Source organism: Roseateles sp. So40a (assembly GCF_048081605.1).
Lineage (GTDB): Bacteria > Pseudomonadota > Gammaproteobacteria > Burkholderiales > Burkholderiaceae_C > Roseateles.
On record NZ_CP182288.1, the window covers coordinates 1,140,981 to 1,158,368 of the forward strand.

The window sequence follows — 17,388 nt, forward strand, 5'->3', positions numbered from 1 at the left end:
GCTTCGCCCGTCTCGTGCGAGCCATGAGCGCGATGTGTCGGCCAAGCGTTCGCGCGCAGCAGTACGCCACGCGAATGTGTTAGCCGATGATCCACAATTGCTGTTTTCTCCCGCGGCTTCACCGGCGGTGCTGTCCGACCGCCAAGACCTGCCCTCAACCTGCCCCGCTTTGACCCATAGGAGCGCTTGTCCATGAAATTCGAAAAACTGATGCTGGGCCTGGTGGCCGCGGCCGCCCTGTCCGCCTGCAGCTCGACCAAGCTCGACGAGACCACCCCGACCGAGACCAAGGCGCCGGTGCAGACCGCCACGCCGTCCACGCCGACGACCGACAACGCCGGCCAGCGTCCGGTGCAGACCGTTGACCTGGGCGCCCAGTACGACGCCGCCGTGTCCAACCAGCGCGTGGTGCTGTTCGACTTCGACAGCTTCGTCGTCAAGGACGAGTACCGTGGCCTGATCGAGGCCCACGCCAAGCGCCTGAACAACAAGAAGACGCTGGCCCTGAGCCTGGAAGGTCACGCCGACGAGCGCGGCGGCCGCGAGTACAACCTGGCCCTGGGCCAGAAGCGCGCGGAAGCCGTCGCCAAGTCGCTGACCCTGCTGGGCGTCGCCTCGACCCAGGTCGAGCCGGTGAGCTTCGGCAAGGAGCGTCCGGTCGATCCGGGCCACAACGAGGAAGCCTGGGCCAAGAACCGTCGCGTCGAACTGCGCGACAAGTAATCCGGTGACATGAGCATGCTGCGAATCACTCGTTCCTTCCCGTCCTCGCCGACCGCCGTGGCCAAGGCCGCGCTGCTCGGCGTGCTGCTGGCGCTGAGCGCCGCCGGCCCCGCGCGGGCGGCGCTGTTCGAGGACGACGAGGCCCGCAAGGCCATCCTCGACCTGCGCACGAAGATGGCGCAGAACGATGACGCGCAGCGTGCCCGCCTCACCGACCTGCAGAACCAGCTCGAGACCGCCCGGCGCGGTCTGCTGGATCTGTCCGGACAGATCGAGGCGCTGAAGTCCGACCTGGCCCGCATGCGCGGCCAGAACGAACAGCTGGCGCGCGATCTGTCCGAGACCCAACGCAAGGTGGCCGACCAGTCGGCCACGCTGGACAACCGGCTGCGCCCGCTGGAGCCGCAGAAGGTGTCGCTGGACGGCAAGGAATTCCAGGCCGATCCGGAAGAGAAGCGCCAGTTCGATGCCGCGATGGGCCTGATCCGCCGCGGTGACTTCAACGAGGCGGTGTCCGCGTTCTCGTCCTTCCTGCAGCGTTTCCCGGCGAGCGGTTTCTCCGACTCGGTGCGCTTCTGGCTGGGCAATGCCCAATACGGCAAGCGCGACTACAAGGGCGCGATCGCGACCTTCAAGGGCTTCGTCGCCGCCAACCCGGAACATCCGCGCGCCGCGGAAAGCCTGCTGGCGATCGCCAACTGCCAGATCGAGCTCAAGGACACCAAGAGCGCCCGCAAGACGCTGGACGACCTGCAGAAGGCGTATCCGGGCAGCGAAGCGGCCAAGGCCGCCAAGGAACGCGCGGCCGGCCTGCGCTGAGCGGTTCCCCGTGGAGACTACCTCCGACACGACGGCCGACGGCGCCGTCGCCACCGCCATCGACTCCGGCCCGGACGCGGACGCCGAGCGCCGCTTCGGCGGCCTGCGCCGCCTGCACGGTGAACGCGACTACGCGCGGCTGCGCGCGGCGCGCTTCTGCGTCGTCGGACTGGGCGGCGTGGGGTCGTGGGTCGTCGAGGCGCTGGCCCGCATGGGCGTGGCGCGGCTGGTGCTGGTCGATCTGGACCACGTGGCCGAATCCAACATCAACCGCCAGGTGCAGGCGCTCGGCAGCACGCTGGGCATGGCCAAGGCCGAGGCGCTCAAGCAGCGCATCGCCGACATCCACCCCGGTTGCGAGGTCCTCACGATCGAGGATTTCGTCGACGAGCAGAACTGGCCCGCGCTGCTGGGCGACGTGGCGGTGGATGGCGTCGTCGACGCCTGCGACCAGGTCCGCGCGAAGGCGCAGATCGCGGCGTGGGCGAGGGCGCTCAAGCTGCCGCAGGTCTGCATCGGCGCGGCCGGCGGCAAGCATCGGCCGCAGGACGTCGAGATCCTGGATCTGTCCGAGACCACGCACGATCCGCTGCTGTCCAGCCTGCGCCAGCGGCTGCGCAAGTTCCACGCCGCGCCGCGCCAGGGAAAGATGGACGTGAGCTGCGTGTTCTCGCGCGAGCCCGTCACGCGCCCCGCCGGCGTGGACGCCTGCGACCTCGACGGCAACCTGAATTGCCACGGCTACGGATCGAGCGTGGCGGTCACCGCCGGCTTCGGCATGGTCGCTGCCGCGGAGCTGGTTCGGCGATATTTGAAGACACTTGCGCGACCGCAAAAAACCGTCCTATAATGTGAGGCTCTGCTGAGGGGCAAACACCTCGAAGCGCAGTAGGGAAGGTCAAGGCAACTTGGCCTTCGCTGCTTGAAGTACGGCTTCGGGTCGTTAGCTCAGTCGGTAGAGCAGCGGACTTTTAATCCGTTGGTCGCAGGTTCGAATCCTGCACGACCCACCACCTGCTTCAGTTGGTTTTCTCGGGGGCTCTTAGCTCAGTTGGTAGAGCAGCGGACTCTTAATCCGTTGGTCGAAGGTTCGAATCCTTCAGGGCCCACCAACCTCTCCTTGTCGAGGCGTCGGATTGAAACAAGCGCGACACGCGTGCGATTCATGGACGATGAAACGAAGTCAGCAAGGAATAGGTTCCCAGCGAACTGAATATCTGACATAATCTCGGCTTCGCGTGATTCAGCAGAATCGCACGAGACGAAGAGAATTTGGGGCTCTTAGCTCAGTTGGTAGAGCAGCGGACTCTTAATCCGTTGGTCGAAGGTTCGAATCCTTCAGGGCCCACCAGATAAAAGGGGTTGCAGCAGTGCTGCAACCCCTTTTGCCATTTGCGCGCGAGTTTCCTCGAGTATGTCCGCGGCGGACCAGGAATGGCCTGCTCGGCTAGACTGCCGTCCTTCCTTCGATCGCCAGATCCCCGCCCATGTCCCAGATCCACGAACCCGCGTTGCTGCAGGCGCTGCAACAGGTCATCGACCCGAACACCGGCCGCGACTTCATCTCCACGCGGCAGCTCCGCAACATGAAGGTGCAGGGCGACGCCGTGAGCTTCGACGTCGAGCTGGGCTATCCCGCGGCCAGCCAGGTCGACGCGCTGCGCGCGGCGCTGGTGGCGGCGGCGCGCTCGGTGCCGGGCGTGGGCAACGTCAGCGTGACGATGTCCAGCAAGGTCATCGCGCATGCGGTGCAGCGCGGCGTGCAGCTGCTGCCCGGCGTGAAGAACATCATCGCGGTTGCCTCCGGCAAGGGCGGCGTGGGCAAGAGCACGACCGCGGCCAACCTCGCACTGGCGCTGGCCGCCGAGGGCGCCACGGTCGGTCTGCTGGACGCGGACATCTACGGCCCCAGCCTGCCGCTGATGATGGGCATCCACGGCCGCCCGGAAAGCACCGACGGCCAGACGATGGAGCCGCTGGAATCGCACGGCCTGCAGCTGATGTCGATCGGTTTCCTGGTCGAGGACGACCAGGCGATGGTCTGGCGCGGCCCGATGGCCACGCAGGCGCTGGAGCAGCTGCTGCGCCAGACGCGCTGGCGCGACCTGGACTACCTCGTGATCGACATGCCCCCGGGCACCGGCGACATCCAGCTGACCCTGTCGCAACGCGTGCCGGTGAGCGGCGCGGTGATCGTCACCACGCCGCAGGACATCGCACTGATCGACGCGAAGAAGGGCCTGAAGATGTTCGAGAAGGTCGGTGTGCCGATCCTCGGCATCGTCGAGAACATGGCCATCCACATCTGCAGCAACTGCGGCCACGCCGAGCACATCTTCGGCAGCGGCGGCGGTCAGCGCATGGCGGACCAGTACAGCCAGGAGCTGCTGGGCTCGCTGCCGCTGGCGCTGTCCATCCGCGAGCAGGCCGACAGCGGCAAGCCGACGGTGGTCGCCGAACCCGACGGCCCGCATGCGCAGGCCTATCGCCAGATCGCCCGCAAGATCGCGGTGAAGCTGGCCGGTCAGGCCAAGGATTACTCGTCGAAGTTCCCGACGATCACGATCTCGAAGAACACCTGACCCCGTGGGCGAGGGGCGGTCGATGCCCCCTGCCTGCGTATGCTGCGCCGCACCACGCGGATACCGCAGATAAAACCTCCATCAAAGCTCGTGCGCGCTGCGGTTCTCCCTTGGTTCAGAGGGTGACTCCGTATTGGACAAAGCGCGGCGTTTGTGCCGAAATAACCGGACGGGCCGCGTGACGGTCGTGCGATTCACCCAGGCCGGCAACGACGCCGGACCCAGGAGGCACAAGATGGACATGCACCGGAGGCATTTCTTCCGGGTGAGCGGGGCGGCCGTCATGGGCTCCAGCCTCGTCGCGTTGGGATTCTCTCCAACCGCTGCGCTGGCCGAGACACGCCAGTTCAAGCTCGCCCGGGCGACCGAGACCCGCAACACCTGCCCCTACTGCTCGGTGGGCTGCGGGATCATCATGTACTCCCTCGGGGACAAGGCGAAGAACGTCACCCCGGAGATCATCCACATCGAGGGCGACCCCGATCACCCCGTCAATCGCGGCACGCTGTGCCCGAAGGGCGCGGGCCTGCTGGACTTCGTGCACAGCCCCAACCGGCTGAAGTACCCGGAGATCCGCGAGGCGGGCGCCAAGGAGTGGAAGCGCGTGAGCTGGGACGAGGCGATGACGCGCTTCGTCAAGCTGCTCAAGGCGGACCGCGACGCCAACTTCATCGCCACCAATGCCGACGGCAAGACCGTGAACCGCTGGTTGTCCAGCGGCATGATCTGCGCGTCGGCCTCGTCCAACGAGTCGGGCTACATCACCCACAAGGCGATGCGCTCGACGGGGATGCTCGCGTTCGACAACCAGGCCCGCGTTTGACACGGACCGACGGTGGCCAGTCTGGCCCCGACGTTCGGCCGCGGTGCGATGACCAACCACTGGGTGGACATCAAGAACGCCGATCTCGTGCTGATCATGGGCGGCAATGCCGCCGAGGCGCATCCGTGCGGCTTCAAGTGGGTGATCGAGGCCAAGCATCACAACAAGGCCCGGCTGATCGTGGTCGATCCGCGCTTCACGCGGTCGGCGGCGATGAGCGACTACTACGCGCCCATCCGCGCGGGGTCCGACATCGCCTTCCTGGGCGGCGTCCTCAACTACCTGCTGAGCAACAACAAGATCCAGACGGAGTACGTCCGCAACTACACCAACGCCACGTTCATCATCAATGAGGGCTACAAGTTCGAGGACGGCCTGTTCTCGGGCTATGACGAGGCCAAGCGCGCGTACAACAACGCGTCCTGGGCCTACGAGATGGACGACAAGGGCTTCGCCAAGGTCGACATGACGATGCAGCATCCGCGCTGCGTGCTCAACGTCATGAAGCAGCATTACGCGCGCTACACGCCGGAGAAGGTCAGCGAGATCACCGGCACGCCCAAGGACAAGTTCGTCGAGATCTGCCGCCAGATCGCCGAGACCTCGGTGCCGGGCAAGGTCATGACGATCATGTACGCGCTCGGGTGGACGCAGCACAGCCAGGGCTCGCAGATCATCCGCACCGGCGCGCTGGTGCAGCTGCTGCTGGGCAACATCGGCCAGCCCGGCGGCGGCATGAACGCGCTGCGCGGTCACAGCAACATCCAGGGCCTCACGGACCTGGGGCTGCTGTCCACGTCGCTGACGGGCTACATGTCGCTGGCGCGGGACTCGGAGCAGGACCTCGAGACGTACTACAAGACCCGCGCGCTGAAAGCCCTCCGTCCCAACCAGATGAGCTTCTGGCAGAACTATCCGAAGTTCTTCGTCAGCCAGCAGAAGGCGTGGTGGGGCAAGGCCGCGACCAAGGAGAACGACTGGGCCTTCCACTACCTGCCCAAGTGGGACAAGGGCTACGACGTGCTGCAGGCCTTCGAGCTCATGAACCAGGGCAAGGTCAACGGCTACATCTGCCAGGGCTTCAACCCGGTGGGGTCCTTCCCCAACAAGAAGAAGGTCGTGGACGGGCTGTCCAAGCTGAAGTTCCTCGCGATCATCGACCCGCTCAACACCGAGACCGCCGAGTTCTGGAAGAACTACGGCGAGCACAACGACGTGAAGAGCGAGGACATCCAGACCGTGGTCTTCCGCTTCCCGAGCACCTGCTTCGCGGAGGAGGACGGCTCGCTGACCAACTCCGGGCGCTGGCTGCAGTGGCACTGGAAGGGCGCCGAGCCTCCCGGCGAGGCCAAGGGCGACGCGGAAATCATCGCGGAGATCTTCCTGCGCCTGCGCGCGCTGTACGTGAAGGACGGTGGCGCCTTCCCCGATCCGATCGTCAACCTGAACTGGCCCTACAAGATCCCGAACAGCCCCTCGGCCGAGGAGCTCGCGATGGAGTTCAACGGCAAGGCGCTGGCCGACGTCACCGATCCGAAGGATCCGACCAAGGTGCTGGCCAAGGCCGGCGAGCAGCTCTCGGGCTTCGGCCTGCTGCGCGACGACGGCAGCACCTCTAGCGGCTGCTGGATCTACACGGGCGCGTGGACGCAGGCCGGCAACCAGATGGCCCGGCGCGACAACAGCGATCCGTGGGGTATCGGCCAGACGCTGAACTGGGCCTGGGCCTGGCCGGCGAACCGGCGCGTGCTCTACAACGCCGCGTCCTGCGACCCGACCGGCAAGCCGTGGAATCCGAAGCGGCGGCTGGTGAGCTTCACCGACAAGTGGGGCGGCTCCGACGTGCCCGACATCCGTCCGGATGCCAATCCGAACGATGAGGACGCGGTGCGGCCGTTCATCATGACCGCCGAAGGCGTGGCGCGCCTGTTCGCGCCCAGCGGCATGGTCGACGGTCCGCTGCCCGAGCATTACGAGCCCTTCGAGTCGCCGCTGACGGTCAACCCGATGCACCCCAACAACCCCAAGGCGATGAACAACCCCGCGGGGCGGGTGTTCAAGGGCGACCGCGAGGCCTTCGGCAAGCCGGACAAGTTCCCGTACGTGGCCACGAGCTACCGGCTCACCGAGCACTTCCATTACTGGACCAAGAACGTGCGCACCAGCGCCGTGATCCAGCCGCAGCAGTTCGTCGAGATCGGCGAGGAACTCGCCAAGGAGAAGGGGATCGCCAATGGCGATCAGGTGAAGGTCAGTTCCAACCGCGGCTTCATCAAGGCCGTGTGCGTGGTGACCAAGCGCGTGGCGTCGCTGGATGTCGGCGGCAAGCGGGTCCACACCGTGGGCCTGCCCAACCACTGGGGCTTCGTCGGTGTGGCCAAGCCCGGTTATCTGGTGAACACGCTGACCCCGTTCGTGGGGGACGCCAACACCCAGACGCCGGAGTTCAAGAGCTTCACCGTCAACATCGAGAAAGCTTGAGGAACCGCCATGTCTTCATTGCAATCCCTCGACATCGCCCTGCGCTCGGCCACGACGCTGCCCAGTCCCGACGCGCGGCGCACCACGCCCGAGGTCGCCAAGCTGATCGACGTGTCCTCGTGCATCGGCTGCAAGGCCTGCCAGGTCGCCTGCATGCAGTGGAACGACCTGCGCGACGACGTCGGCGAGACCCACGGCACCTACGACAACCCGCGTGACCTGACGCCGCAGTCCTGGACGGTGATGCGCTTCTCCGAGGTGGAGGTCGTCGAGAACAAGCTCGAATGGCTGATCCGCAAGGACGGCTGCATGCATTGCCAGGATCCGGGCTGCCTCAAGAGCTGTCCGGCGCCGGGCGCGATCGTGAAGTACCAGAACGGCATCGTCGACTTCATCTCCGAGCACTGCATCGGTTGCGGCAACTGCGTGACGGGCTGCCCGTTCGACGTGCCGCGCATCAGCAAGGCCGACAACAAGGCCTACAAGTGCAGCCTGTGCTCGGACCGCGTCGGCGTGGGCCTGGAACCGGCCTGCGTGAAGGCCTGTCCGACCGGTGCGATCCGTTTCGGATCCAAGGAGGACATGCACGAGTTCGCCGCCGAGCGCATCGTCGACCTGAAGGAGCGCGGGTATCAGAACGCTGGGGTCTATGACCCGCAGGGCGTCGGTGGGACGCATGTGATGTACGTGCTGCAGCACGCGGACCAGCCCACGCTGTATCACGGCCTGCCCAAGGATCCGCAGATCAGCCCGCTGGTGTCGCTGTGGAAGGGCGCGGCCAAGCCGCTGGCGGTGGCCGCGATGATCGGCGCGGCGGTGGCGGGCTTCTTCCATTACATGAAGGTCGGCCCGCAGAAGACGGAACACGACGAGCCCGATCCCGACGAGGAACTGGCCTACGAGCGCCTGAAGCGCGGCGAGCCGGACGATCCGCTCGTGCGCGACCGGCGAGACGGCTCGGTGCCGCCCGCCGGCGGCGGTCTCTGAACCCCGGGAGAACGACATGGCATTGCTGCAACGCTATCGCGACGGCCAGCGTCTGAACCACTGGCTGGTCGTGCTGCTGTTCCTGTGCGCCGGGCTCTCGGGCCTGGCCTTCTTCCACCCGAGTCTCTTCTTCCTGAGCAACCTCTTCGGGGGCGGGCCCTGGACGCGCGTGCTGCACCCTTACATGGGCCTGGGCATGGTGATCGCGTTCGCCTTCCTGGCGGTGACGATGTGGCGCGACAACCTCTGGACCGAGGTCGATTCGCGCTGGATGAAGGAGAGCCCCGCGATGATCTCCGGCGCGCACAAGCAGGGCGTGCAGCCGGCGGCGAAATACAACGCCGGTCAGAAGATCGTGTTCTGGGTGATGGTCGTGTCGCTGCTGATCCTGCTGGTGACCGGCTTCATGTTCTGGCACGCCTGGTTCCCTGACGGCAACATCCTGATGCGGCGCATCGCGGTGGTGCTGCACTCGGCGTCGGCGGCGATCCTGATCCTGACGATCATCATCCATGTCTACGCCGCGATCTGGGTCAAGGGCTCGTTCCGGGCGATGACCCGTGGCACAGTCACCGACACCTGGGCCGCGCACCATCATCCGTTGTGGCACAAGGAAGCGAAGGAGCGTCCCCCCGCATGAGCCCCACCAGCAGCAGCAGCAGCAGCGACACCGGCAGCACCGGCGGCACCCGCCCGATCCGGGTGATGTCCCCGGAAGAGATCGCGGTCAACGCCGGCCCGCGCGTCGCGCCGGTCAAGGTGCCCGAACCCGGTCTCTTCGCCGACCGCGCGCTGCGGCTGCGACAGCTCGCCGAGGGCCACGCGATGCGGGACTACCTGCTGTTCGTCGCCGAGCTCGCGCAGCGTCAGCATGAACTGCTGAGCCGGCCGCGCGCGCTGCGCCTGCCCGACGAGGTGCTGGTCAACGGCGCGATGGTCGGCGGGCTGCCGCCGCTGGAGCCGATGACGCTGGTCCGCGACGCCGTGTGGCGCGAGGAACTGCGGGCGCTGCTCGAGGCCCTGGCCCGGGCTTCGATCCCCGAGCCTGCGAAGGCGCTCGTGGCGCGGCTGGCCCAGGCGGACACGGACTGGCTGGAACAGCAGGCCACGGCGCTGCTGGCTGGCGGCGGACCGGGCCTGGATCCGGCCGCGGCGCCGTTGATCGCCGCGGCGCTGCAGGTGCACGCGACGCGGCTCGTGATGCAGCTGCAGCAGCGTTACGAGCAGAGCGACCAGGGCGAGCACGTCGCGCCCTTCGGCATGATCGACGACCCGACGGTCTGCCCGTGCTGCGGCTCGCGGCCGGTGGCCTCGATCACGCGCATCGCGGCGGAGCAGTCCGGGCAGCGCTTCCTGGCTTGCTCGCTGTGCGGCTCGCAATGGCATTACGTGCGCATCAAGTGCACGCATTGCCAGGGCACCAAGGGCATCAGCTTCCAGACGCTGGTCGATGACGACGGCCGCAAGGCCGAGGCCGTGGCCGCCGAGTGCTGCGAGACCTGCGGGCATTACCTCAAGCAGGTCCACATGGAAAAGGACCTGCAGGTCGAGCCGCTGGCCGACGACCTCGCCACGCTGACGCTGGACCTGTTGGTCGGCGAGCTCGGCCTGGTGCGCCAGGGCTTCAATCCGATGCTGATCCTGGGCGAGGCGGAGGCCTCGCACGATGCGGCGCCAGGCGCGCCGCCCGGCAGCGCCGGCGCCGTGCCCCCCGATCCCGGAGGGCGCTGAGCATGAAGCCCGAGGCATCCATGGTTCATGGTCCGACGGCAGGCTCCCCGGCAAGGGCTGCGACGGTCCCCGCGACCGTGACAGCACCGGCGGCTCCCAAGGATCTTCCGTCCGTCGATCGCGTGCTGCGCGACGCCGAGGTGACGCACCTGATGGCCAGTCACGGCCATGCCTTCGTCGCCGCCGAGGCCAGACGGCTGCTCGACGCCTGGCGCCAGCGGGCGCTCGACGGCGCGCTCGCCGCAGACGAGCTCGCCCAGCTGCCGCGGGTGCTCGCCGAGCGCTGCGCCGAGCGCCTCGCGCCGCGCATGCGCCGCGTGATCAACCTGACCGGCACCGTGCTGCACACCAACCTGGGCCGCGCGCTGCTGGCCGACGAGGCGCTGCGGCAGGTGCTCGCGTGCATGGGCTCGCCCAACAACCTGGAGTTCGACCTCGAGCGCGGCGAACGCGGCGATCGCGACAGCCTCGTCGAATCGCTGCTGTGCGAGATCACCGGCGCCGAGGCGGCCACGGTGGTCAACAACAACGCCGCGGCGGTACTGCTGGGCATCGCCGCGCTGGCGGGCGGCAAGGAGGCGGTGGTCTCGCGCGGCGAGCTCGTCGAGATCGGCGGCGCCTTCCGCATGCCCGACGTGATGACGGCGGCCGGCGCGACGCTGGTCGAGATCGGCACCACCAACCGCACGCACCTGCGCGACTACCAGGCCGCCATCGGCCCGAAGACCGCGCTGCTGATGAAGGTCCACACCAGCAACTACGCGATCCAGGGCTTCACCTCGGCGGTGAGCGAGGCGGAGCTCGCGCCGGTCGCCAAGGCCGCGGGCGTCCCGCTGATGACGGACCTGGGCAGCGGCTCGCTGGTGGACCTCGCGCAGTGGGGCCTGCCCGCCGAGCCGCTGCCGCAGCGCATGCTGGCCGACGGCTGCGACGTGGTGACCTTCAGCGGCGACAAGCTGCTGGGCGGACCGCAGGCGGGGCTGATCGTCGGACGCCGCGACCTCATCCAGAAGATCCGCAAGTTCCCGATGAAGCGCGCGCTGCGGCTTTCCAAGCTGCCGCTGGCGGCGCTGGAGGCCACGCTGCGCCTGTACCTGCAGCCGGACCGCCTGACGCAGGACCTGCCCACGCTGCGGCTGCTGACGCGCCCGCTCGATCAGATCGAGGCTCAGGCCGGGAGACTGCTCGCGCGGGTCGAGGCGGCGGTCGCGCCGCGGTTCTCGGTGCGCGTGAGCGCGATGCGCGGCCAGATCGGCTCGGGCTCGCTGCCGGTGGAGACGCTGCCGTCGGCGGGTCTGGTGCTGACGCCGCGACTGCCGGGCAAGCGCGGCCTGGGCCGCGCGCTGGACGAGCTGCAGACCGCGTTGCGCGCGCTGCCGTTGCCGGTCATCGCGCGGGTGAGCAACGACGAGCTCTGGCTGGACCTGCGCTGCCTGGACGAGGCGCGTGAGGAGGGCGAGTTCATCGCCCAGCTCGCCGTGCTGCGGGAGGCGCTGGCGTGATCATCGGAACGGCCGGCCACATCGATCACGGCAAGACCACGCTGGTCCAGGCGCTGACCGGTGTCGACACCGATCGGCTGCCCGAGGAGAAACGGCGCGGCATCAGCATCGCGCTGGGCTATGCGTTCCTGGAGGTCGACGCCACGCATCGCATCGGCTTCGTCGACGTGCCGGGCCATGAGCGGCTGGTGCACACGATGCTGTCGGGCGCGACGGGCATCGACCACGCGTTGCTGCTGGTCGCCGCCGACGACGGCGTGATGCCGCAGACGCGCGAGCACCTCGCGTTGCTCAGCCTGCTGGGAATCGCCCACGGCACGGTCGCGCTGACCAAGTGCGATCGCGTCGATGCGGCCACGCGCGCGGTGCGGCGCGCGGAGATCGCCGCGCTGCTCGCGGGCACGCCGCTCGCAGGTGCGCCGGTGTTCGAGGTCGCCGCAGTGACCGGCGCGGCGGGCGAGGGCGTGCGTGAGTTGCGCGAGCATTTGGTCGCCGAGGCGCGCGCGCTGTCGGCGCACGGTGAGCGCGAGGCGGGCGAGGTGGGCGCGCGGGCTTTCCGGCTCGCGGTCGATCGCGTGTTCAGCCTCGCGGGCGTGGGCACCGTGTGCACCGGCACCGCCCATGCGGGTGAGGTCGCCATCGGGGATGAACTCCTGCTGCTGCCGCCCGCGCAAGGCCAGTCGCCGCGGCGCGCGCGCGTGCGCAGCCTGCATGCGCAGAACGCGGCGGCCGAGCGCGCGATCGCCGGCCAGCGCGTGGCCATCGGCCTCGTGGGGCTGGACAAGGACGATGTCGAGCGCGGCCAATGGCTGGCCGCGCCCGCGATCGCCCAGTGGACCGACCGGCTCGACGCGCGGCTGCGGCTCTGGTCCGAGGAGAGCAAGCCGCTGCGCAGCGGCGTCGTGGTCCACGTGCATGTGGGCGCCGATCAGGTGACGGGCTCGGTGGCGGTGCTGGGCAGAGTCGCGGGAGAAGTTGCGGGGGAAGTCTCGGGCGAGGCCCTCGACGCGCCCGTCGCCATCGATGCGCTCGCCCCGGGCGAAGAGGCCTTCGTGCAGTTGGTGCTGCATCGACCGATCGGCGCGTGGGCCTTCGATCGCGTGGTGTTGCGCGACGCGTCGGCCACGCGCGCGCTGGCCGGCGGCGTCGTGCTGGACCCGCAGGCGCCGGCCCGTTATCGGCGCACGCCGCAGCGGCTGGCGGAGTTGCGGGCGCTGACCGCCGAGACACCGGCGCGACGCCTGGCCGGTCTGCTCGATCAGGCGCCGATGGGCGTGGATCTGGCGCGCTTCGCGGCGGGGCAGGGCGTGGCGATCGACGTCGTGATCGGCCAACTGCCCGCGGACCTCGCCGTGGTGAGGGGCTCAGGCGGATCAGCGGGATCAGGGGGATCGGCCGGATCGGCCTGGGCCCTGGGCCCGGTGCAGACGGCGCAGTGGGAAAGCCTCGCGCTGGAGCGGCTGCGCGCGTACCACGCGGTGCAGCCCGATGAGCTCGGCCCCGACCTCGCACGCTGGCGTCGATTGACCGCGCCGCGGATGGCCGAGCCGCTGTGGCGCGCGCTCGCGCAGCGGCTCGCGGGCGATGGGCGCATCGTGCTGAGCGGCGCGGCGGCGCACCTGCCGGAACACGGCGTGCAGCTGTCCGCGCTGGATGAGCGCCTGGCGCAGAAGGTCTGGCCACGGCTGATGTCGGCGGGCTTCGAGGGCGCCTGGGCGCGCGACCTGGCCAAGGACGTCAACGAGCCCGAGGCGCTGATGCGCACGACGCTGGCGCGGCTGTCGCAACGCGGGGAGCTGTTCCAGGTCGTCAAGGATCTGTACTATGCGCCCCCGGCGATCCGGGAACTCGCGCGCATCGCGCGGGACTCGGCGGCCGACGGCGACGTGAAGGCCGCGGAGTTCCGCGACCGCAGCGGCCTGGGACGCAAGCGCGCGATCCAGGTGCTGGAGTTCTTCGACAAGGTCGGGCTGCTGCGACGCGTCGGCGACGCGCACAAGCTGCGGCCCGATTGCCGCCTGTTCATCGAGGACGACGACGAGGGCGCGCCGCGCGCCGACGCCGCCGCGATCGCATGAGCAGGACCGATCAAGGGAAGGAAAACGATCCTGGTGGATCGGCCGGACTTCAAATCCGGTGGATGGCGCCACGCGCCGTCGGGTGGGTTCGACTCCCATTTCCTTCCGCCATTTCCCTTGCCAGGACTTCTTCCTGGCCGCTTCATCCTTCACCCACCCACGGAGCCTCTGATGCCTAGCCTCTTCCGTCATGTCAGCCGTGCGCTGCAGGGAATCGTCGCCGCCTCGCTGATCGCCGGGGCCGTCGGCCCCGCGATGGCGCAGTCGCCGCAGGTCCTGCGCGTGACCGCCATCCCCGACGAGTCGCCGACCGAGCTGGCCCGCAAGTTCGCGCCGCTGGGCAAGTACCTCGAGAAGGAACTCGGCGTGAAGGTCGAGTGGACCCCGGTCACCGACTACGCCGCCGCCGTCGAGGCCGTCGTCAACAAGAAGATCGAGCTCGCGTGGTTCGGCGGCTTCACCTTCGTCCAGGCCAACGTGCGCTCCGGCGGCAAGATCGTCCCGCTCGTGCAGCGTGAGGAGGACGAAAAGTTCCGCTCCGTCTTCATCACCGACGCCAAGTCCGGCATCCACAAGCTCGAGGACCTCAAGGGCAAGACGCTGAGCTTCGGCTCGGCCTCGTCCACCTCGGGCCACCTGATGCCGCGCTCCTTCCTGCTGGCCGCGAAGATCAATCCCGACACCGACCTCAAGCGCATCTCCTTCTCCGGCGCGCATGACGCGACCGTGGCCGCCGTCGCGTCGGGCAAGGTCGACGCGGGCGCGCTCAACATCTCGGTGTGGGAGAAGCTCGTCGCCGAGAAGAAGGTCGACACGGGCGCGGTGAAGGTCTTCTTCACCACCCCGGCCTATTACGACTACAACTGGAGCGTGCACGCCGACCTGCCGGCCGCGTTCAAGGAAAAGCTCAAGGCGGCCTTCCTGAAGCTCAACGCGGCCACGCCCGAGGGCAAGGAGATCCTGGACCTGCAGCGCGCGACCAAGTTCGTGCCGACGCAGCCGGAGAACTACGCCGGCATCAAGGCCGCCGCCGAGAACGCGGGCCTGCTCAAGTGACCGGACCTCGATTGCCCCGACCTCGAGTGACCGGATCTCGAGTCACCGGATCTCGTGTGACCGACCACGCGCAGAGACCCTGAGATGCCCTTGCTGGAGTTGGATGGCCTGCACCTGCAGGCCGGCGCGCGCACGCTGGTCGCGCCCTTGTCGCTGCGCATCGAGGCGGGCGAGCAGGTCGCGCTGATCGGCGCGTCGGGGGCGGGCAAGACCTCGCTGCTGCACGCGATGGCGCTGGCGCTGGCGCCCGCGGCGGGATCGCTGCGGCTGGCGGGTGAGGACGCGTGGTCGATGTCCTCGTCCGATCGCCACTGGCTGCGCCGCGAGTTGATGCTCGCGCCGCAGCAGCCGCCCTTGCCGCCGCGCCAGCGCGTGGCCACCGCGGTGCTGGCCGGGCGGCTGCCGGGCGCGTCGTTCGCGCGCAGCCTGCGCATGCTGTTCAGCCCGGACGAGGCGCAGGCCCGGCTCGCCTTCGAGGCGCTGGACCGCCTGGAGCTCGGCGATCGGCTGTGGTCGCGCGTGGACCAGCTGTCCGGCGGCGAGCGCCAGCGGGTGGCCATCGCCCGGCTGCTGGTGTCGCAGGCGCGCTTGTGGCTCGCCGACGAGCCGCTGTCCGCGCTGGATCCCCAGCGCGCGGAACGCGTGTTGGCGGTGCTGCAGGGCGCCGCTCGCGCGCAGGACCGCACGCTGGTGTGCAGCCTGCATCAGGTGGACCTCGCGTGCCGCGTGTTCCCGCGCGTGATCGCGTTGCGCGAGGGCCGGCTGGTCTACGACGGCCCGCCGCAGGGCCTGGGCGCGCGCCAGCTCGATGAGATCTATGCCGACCTGCTCAATGAGCCCCCGTCAGCGCCGCAGGACGCAGCGCTGGCGGCCACGCCGCCGCAGGCGATGTGCCGATGAGCACCGCGATGCGGGCCGGAGCGTCCGAGGCATCCGAGGCCCCCTGGCGCCGCGATCCGGCCGGGGCGCGCCGTGTCGCGCTCACGGTGGCGATCCTGGTGCTGCTGTGGCCGCTGCTGGTGTGGTGCGAGTTCCGGCCCTGGGAGCTGCTGGACGAGCGCAGCCTGCGCGCCACCGGTCGCTTCGCGGCGCAGTTCCTCACGCCGCGGGTCGACCTCGAGTTCCTGACGATGCTCGCCGCCGACACCTGGCGCACGGTGGCGATGGCCACGGTGGGGCTGGCGCTCGCCTGGGTCATCGCCGTGCCCCTGGCGCTGCTGGCGACGGCGCGCCTGTCGGTGTCCGCGCTCACTGGCCGCATGGCCGGCGGCAGCGGGCTGCTGCGCGGAGCGGTGCGCCTGGTGCTGATCGTGCTGCGCTCGGTGCCGGAGCTCGTGTGGGCGCTGATGCTGGTGCGGGTGATCGGCCTGGGGCCGGGTGCCGGTGTGCTGGCGATCGCGCTGTCCTATGGCGGGATGCTGGGCAAGGTCTACGCCGAGATCCTGGAGAGCGCCGACGCCGCGCCCACGCAGGCGCTGCTGCGCGGCGGCGCGGGCCGCCTGCAGGCGCTGCTGTTCGGCACGCTGCCGGGCTGCGCGGATGAGCTGGTCAGCTACACCGTCTACCGCTGGGAATGCGCGATCCGGTCCTCGGTCGTGCTGGGGTTCGTCGGCGCGGGCGGGCTGGGCCAGCAACTGGACAACGCGACCAAGATGTTCGCGGGGTCCGAGGTCGCGACCATCCTGCTGATCTTCATCGCGCTGGTGGCGCTCGCGGACCGCGTCAGCGCCTGGCTGCGGCCGGCGCGCGAGGCGGGGCAGGGCGTTGATCGCGGCGCGCGCGGCGCGCGTGCGCCGATCGTGGACGTTGACGCAAGCCGGCCGGTGCCGATGCGCCCCCCGGCGCGTTGGTCCGTGCGCGTGCTGCTGCTGGGGCTGCTCGCGCTGCTGGTGGCGAGCGTGCTTACCTTGCCGCTGCGCTGGGGCGAGCTGCTGGGCTGGGACGCGCTGGCGCAGATGGGCCGATTCCTGGGCGAGTTCTTCCCGCCGCAGCTCTCGCCGGCCTTCCTGAGCCGCATCGGCCAGGGCGCGCTGGAAACACTGGCGATGTCCGCGATGGGCAGCGGGCTGGCCGCGGTGGCGGGGCTCGCCATCGCGCTGCTGGCGAGTCGACCGCCCGGCCCGGTCCGATGGTTGTCGCGCTGGCTGCTCAACGCGCTGCGCAGCGTGCCCGAGCTGGTGTGGGCGTCCATCCTGCTGGTGGCCGCGGGGCTGGGACCGATGCCCGGCACGCTGGCGCTGGCGCTGCACACGACCGGGGTGCTGGGGCGGCTGATGGCGGAGGCGCTCGAGAACGCGCCGCCGCAGACGGCCCAGGCCCTGCGCTGGGCGGGCGCGTCGCGCTGGCAGGTCTTCGCGTTCGCGACATTGCCGCAGGCCGCGCCGCAACTGCTCAGCTACACGCTTTACCGCTGGGAGAACAACATCCGCGCCGCGACGGTGCTGGGCGTGGTCGGCGCGGGCGGGCTCGGGCAGATGCTGAGCCTGCACCTGAGCCTGTTCCAGATGCGCGAGACTGGCACGGTCGTGCTGGCGATGCTGGCGCTGGTGATGGTCGTCGATGCCTGTTCCTACGCGGCGCGACGCAAGCTGAACCGTTGAAGCTGA

At 69.2% G+C, this 17,388-nt stretch carries 13 protein-coding genes and 4 tRNA genes; all 17 read left to right on the forward strand.

Features of this window, described 5'->3' with window-relative positions; genetic code table 11:
• The first annotated feature begins 192 nt into the window (after nt 1-192).
• The 17 genes from pal to phnE all read left to right on the forward strand — a co-directional run bounded on the left by pal (nt 193) and on the right by phnE (nt 17,382).
• On the forward strand, nt 193-723 hold the full coding sequence (gene pal / locus ACNI65_RS05240; protein ID WP_416761597.1) for a peptidoglycan-associated lipoprotein Pal: 531 nt from the start codon (nt 193-195) through the stop codon (nt 721-723).
• 9 nt (nt 724-732) lie between these two features.
• Entirely contained in the window at nt 733-1,542 is an 810-nt protein-coding gene (gene ybgF, locus ACNI65_RS05245; protein ID WP_416761598.1) for a tol-pal system protein YbgF, read from the forward strand.
• A 58-nt stretch (nt 1,543-1,600) separates the two neighbouring features.
• Nucleotides 1,601-2,392, forward strand: a complete 792-nt coding sequence (locus ACNI65_RS05250) for a ThiF family adenylyltransferase (protein WP_416763577.1) — start codon at nt 1,601-1,603, stop codon at nt 2,390-2,392.
• A gap of 87 nt (nt 2,393-2,479) precedes the next feature.
• Nucleotides 2,480-2,555, forward strand: a tRNA-Lys gene (locus tag ACNI65_RS05255).
• Between the two features lie 23 nt (nt 2,556-2,578).
• Nucleotides 2,579-2,654 (forward strand) — tRNA-Lys (locus ACNI65_RS05260).
• Between the two features lie 163 nt (nt 2,655-2,817).
• Nucleotides 2,818-2,893 (forward strand) — tRNA-Lys (locus ACNI65_RS05265).
• 136 nt (nt 2,894-3,029) lie between these two features.
• A complete protein-coding gene (gene apbC / locus ACNI65_RS05270; protein WP_416761599.1) occupies nt 3,030-4,124 on the forward strand; it encodes an iron-sulfur cluster carrier protein ApbC in 1,095 nt (364 codons plus the stop codon).
• 235 nt (nt 4,125-4,359) lie between these two features.
• Nucleotides 4,360-7,428 carry a formate dehydrogenase-N subunit alpha gene (gene fdnG, locus ACNI65_RS05275; RefSeq protein WP_416761601.1) on the forward strand — a complete coding sequence of 1,023 codons (3,069 nt, stop codon included), beginning with the start codon at nt 4,360-4,362 and terminating at the stop codon, nt 7,426-7,428.
• Nucleotides 7,429-7,437: 9 nt separating this feature from the next.
• A complete protein-coding gene (gene fdxH / locus ACNI65_RS05280) occupies nt 7,438-8,415 on the forward strand; it encodes a formate dehydrogenase subunit beta (RefSeq protein WP_416761602.1) in 978 nt (325 codons plus the stop codon).
• Nucleotides 8,416-8,431: 16 nt separating this feature from the next.
• Nucleotides 8,432-9,055, forward strand: a complete 624-nt coding sequence (locus ACNI65_RS05285) for a formate dehydrogenase subunit gamma (RefSeq protein ID WP_416761604.1) — start codon at nt 8,432-8,434, stop codon at nt 9,053-9,055.
• Nucleotides 9,052-10,146, forward strand: a complete 1,095-nt coding sequence (fdhE, locus tag ACNI65_RS05290) for a formate dehydrogenase accessory protein FdhE (protein WP_416761606.1) — start codon at nt 9,052-9,054, stop codon at nt 10,144-10,146. The genes ACNI65_RS05285 and fdhE overlap by 4 nt, the downstream gene beginning before the upstream one ends.
• Before the next feature lie 20 nt (nt 10,147-10,166).
• Nucleotides 10,167-11,648, forward strand: coding sequence for an L-seryl-tRNA(Sec) selenium transferase (gene selA, locus ACNI65_RS05295; protein ID WP_416761607.1), 1,482 nt, complete (start codon nt 10,167-10,169; stop codon nt 11,646-11,648).
• Nucleotides 11,645-13,726, forward strand: coding sequence for a selenocysteine-specific translation elongation factor (selB, locus tag ACNI65_RS05300; RefSeq protein ID WP_416761608.1), 2,082 nt, complete (start codon nt 11,645-11,647; stop codon nt 13,724-13,726). Before selA ends, selB begins: the two co-directional genes overlap by 4 nt.
• A 15-nt stretch (nt 13,727-13,741) precedes the next feature.
• Nucleotides 13,742-13,837: transfer RNA gene (locus ACNI65_RS05305), tRNA-Sec, on the forward strand.
• A 60-nt stretch (nt 13,838-13,897) separates the two neighbouring features.
• A complete protein-coding gene (locus tag ACNI65_RS05310) occupies nt 13,898-14,782 on the forward strand; it encodes a putative selenate ABC transporter substrate-binding protein (RefSeq protein ID WP_416761610.1) in 885 nt (294 codons plus the stop codon).
• 84 nt (nt 14,783-14,866) lie between these two features.
• Nucleotides 14,867-15,682, forward strand: coding sequence for a phosphonate ABC transporter ATP-binding protein (locus ACNI65_RS05315; protein ID WP_416761612.1), 816 nt, complete (start codon nt 14,867-14,869; stop codon nt 15,680-15,682).
• Nucleotides 15,679-17,382 carry a phosphonate ABC transporter, permease protein PhnE gene (phnE, locus tag ACNI65_RS05320; RefSeq protein WP_416761614.1) on the forward strand — a complete coding sequence of 568 codons (1,704 nt, stop codon included), beginning with the start codon at nt 15,679-15,681 and terminating at the stop codon, nt 17,380-17,382. Before ACNI65_RS05315 ends, phnE begins: the two co-directional genes overlap by 4 nt.
• The last annotated feature ends 6 nt before the right edge of the window (nt 17,383-17,388 follow it).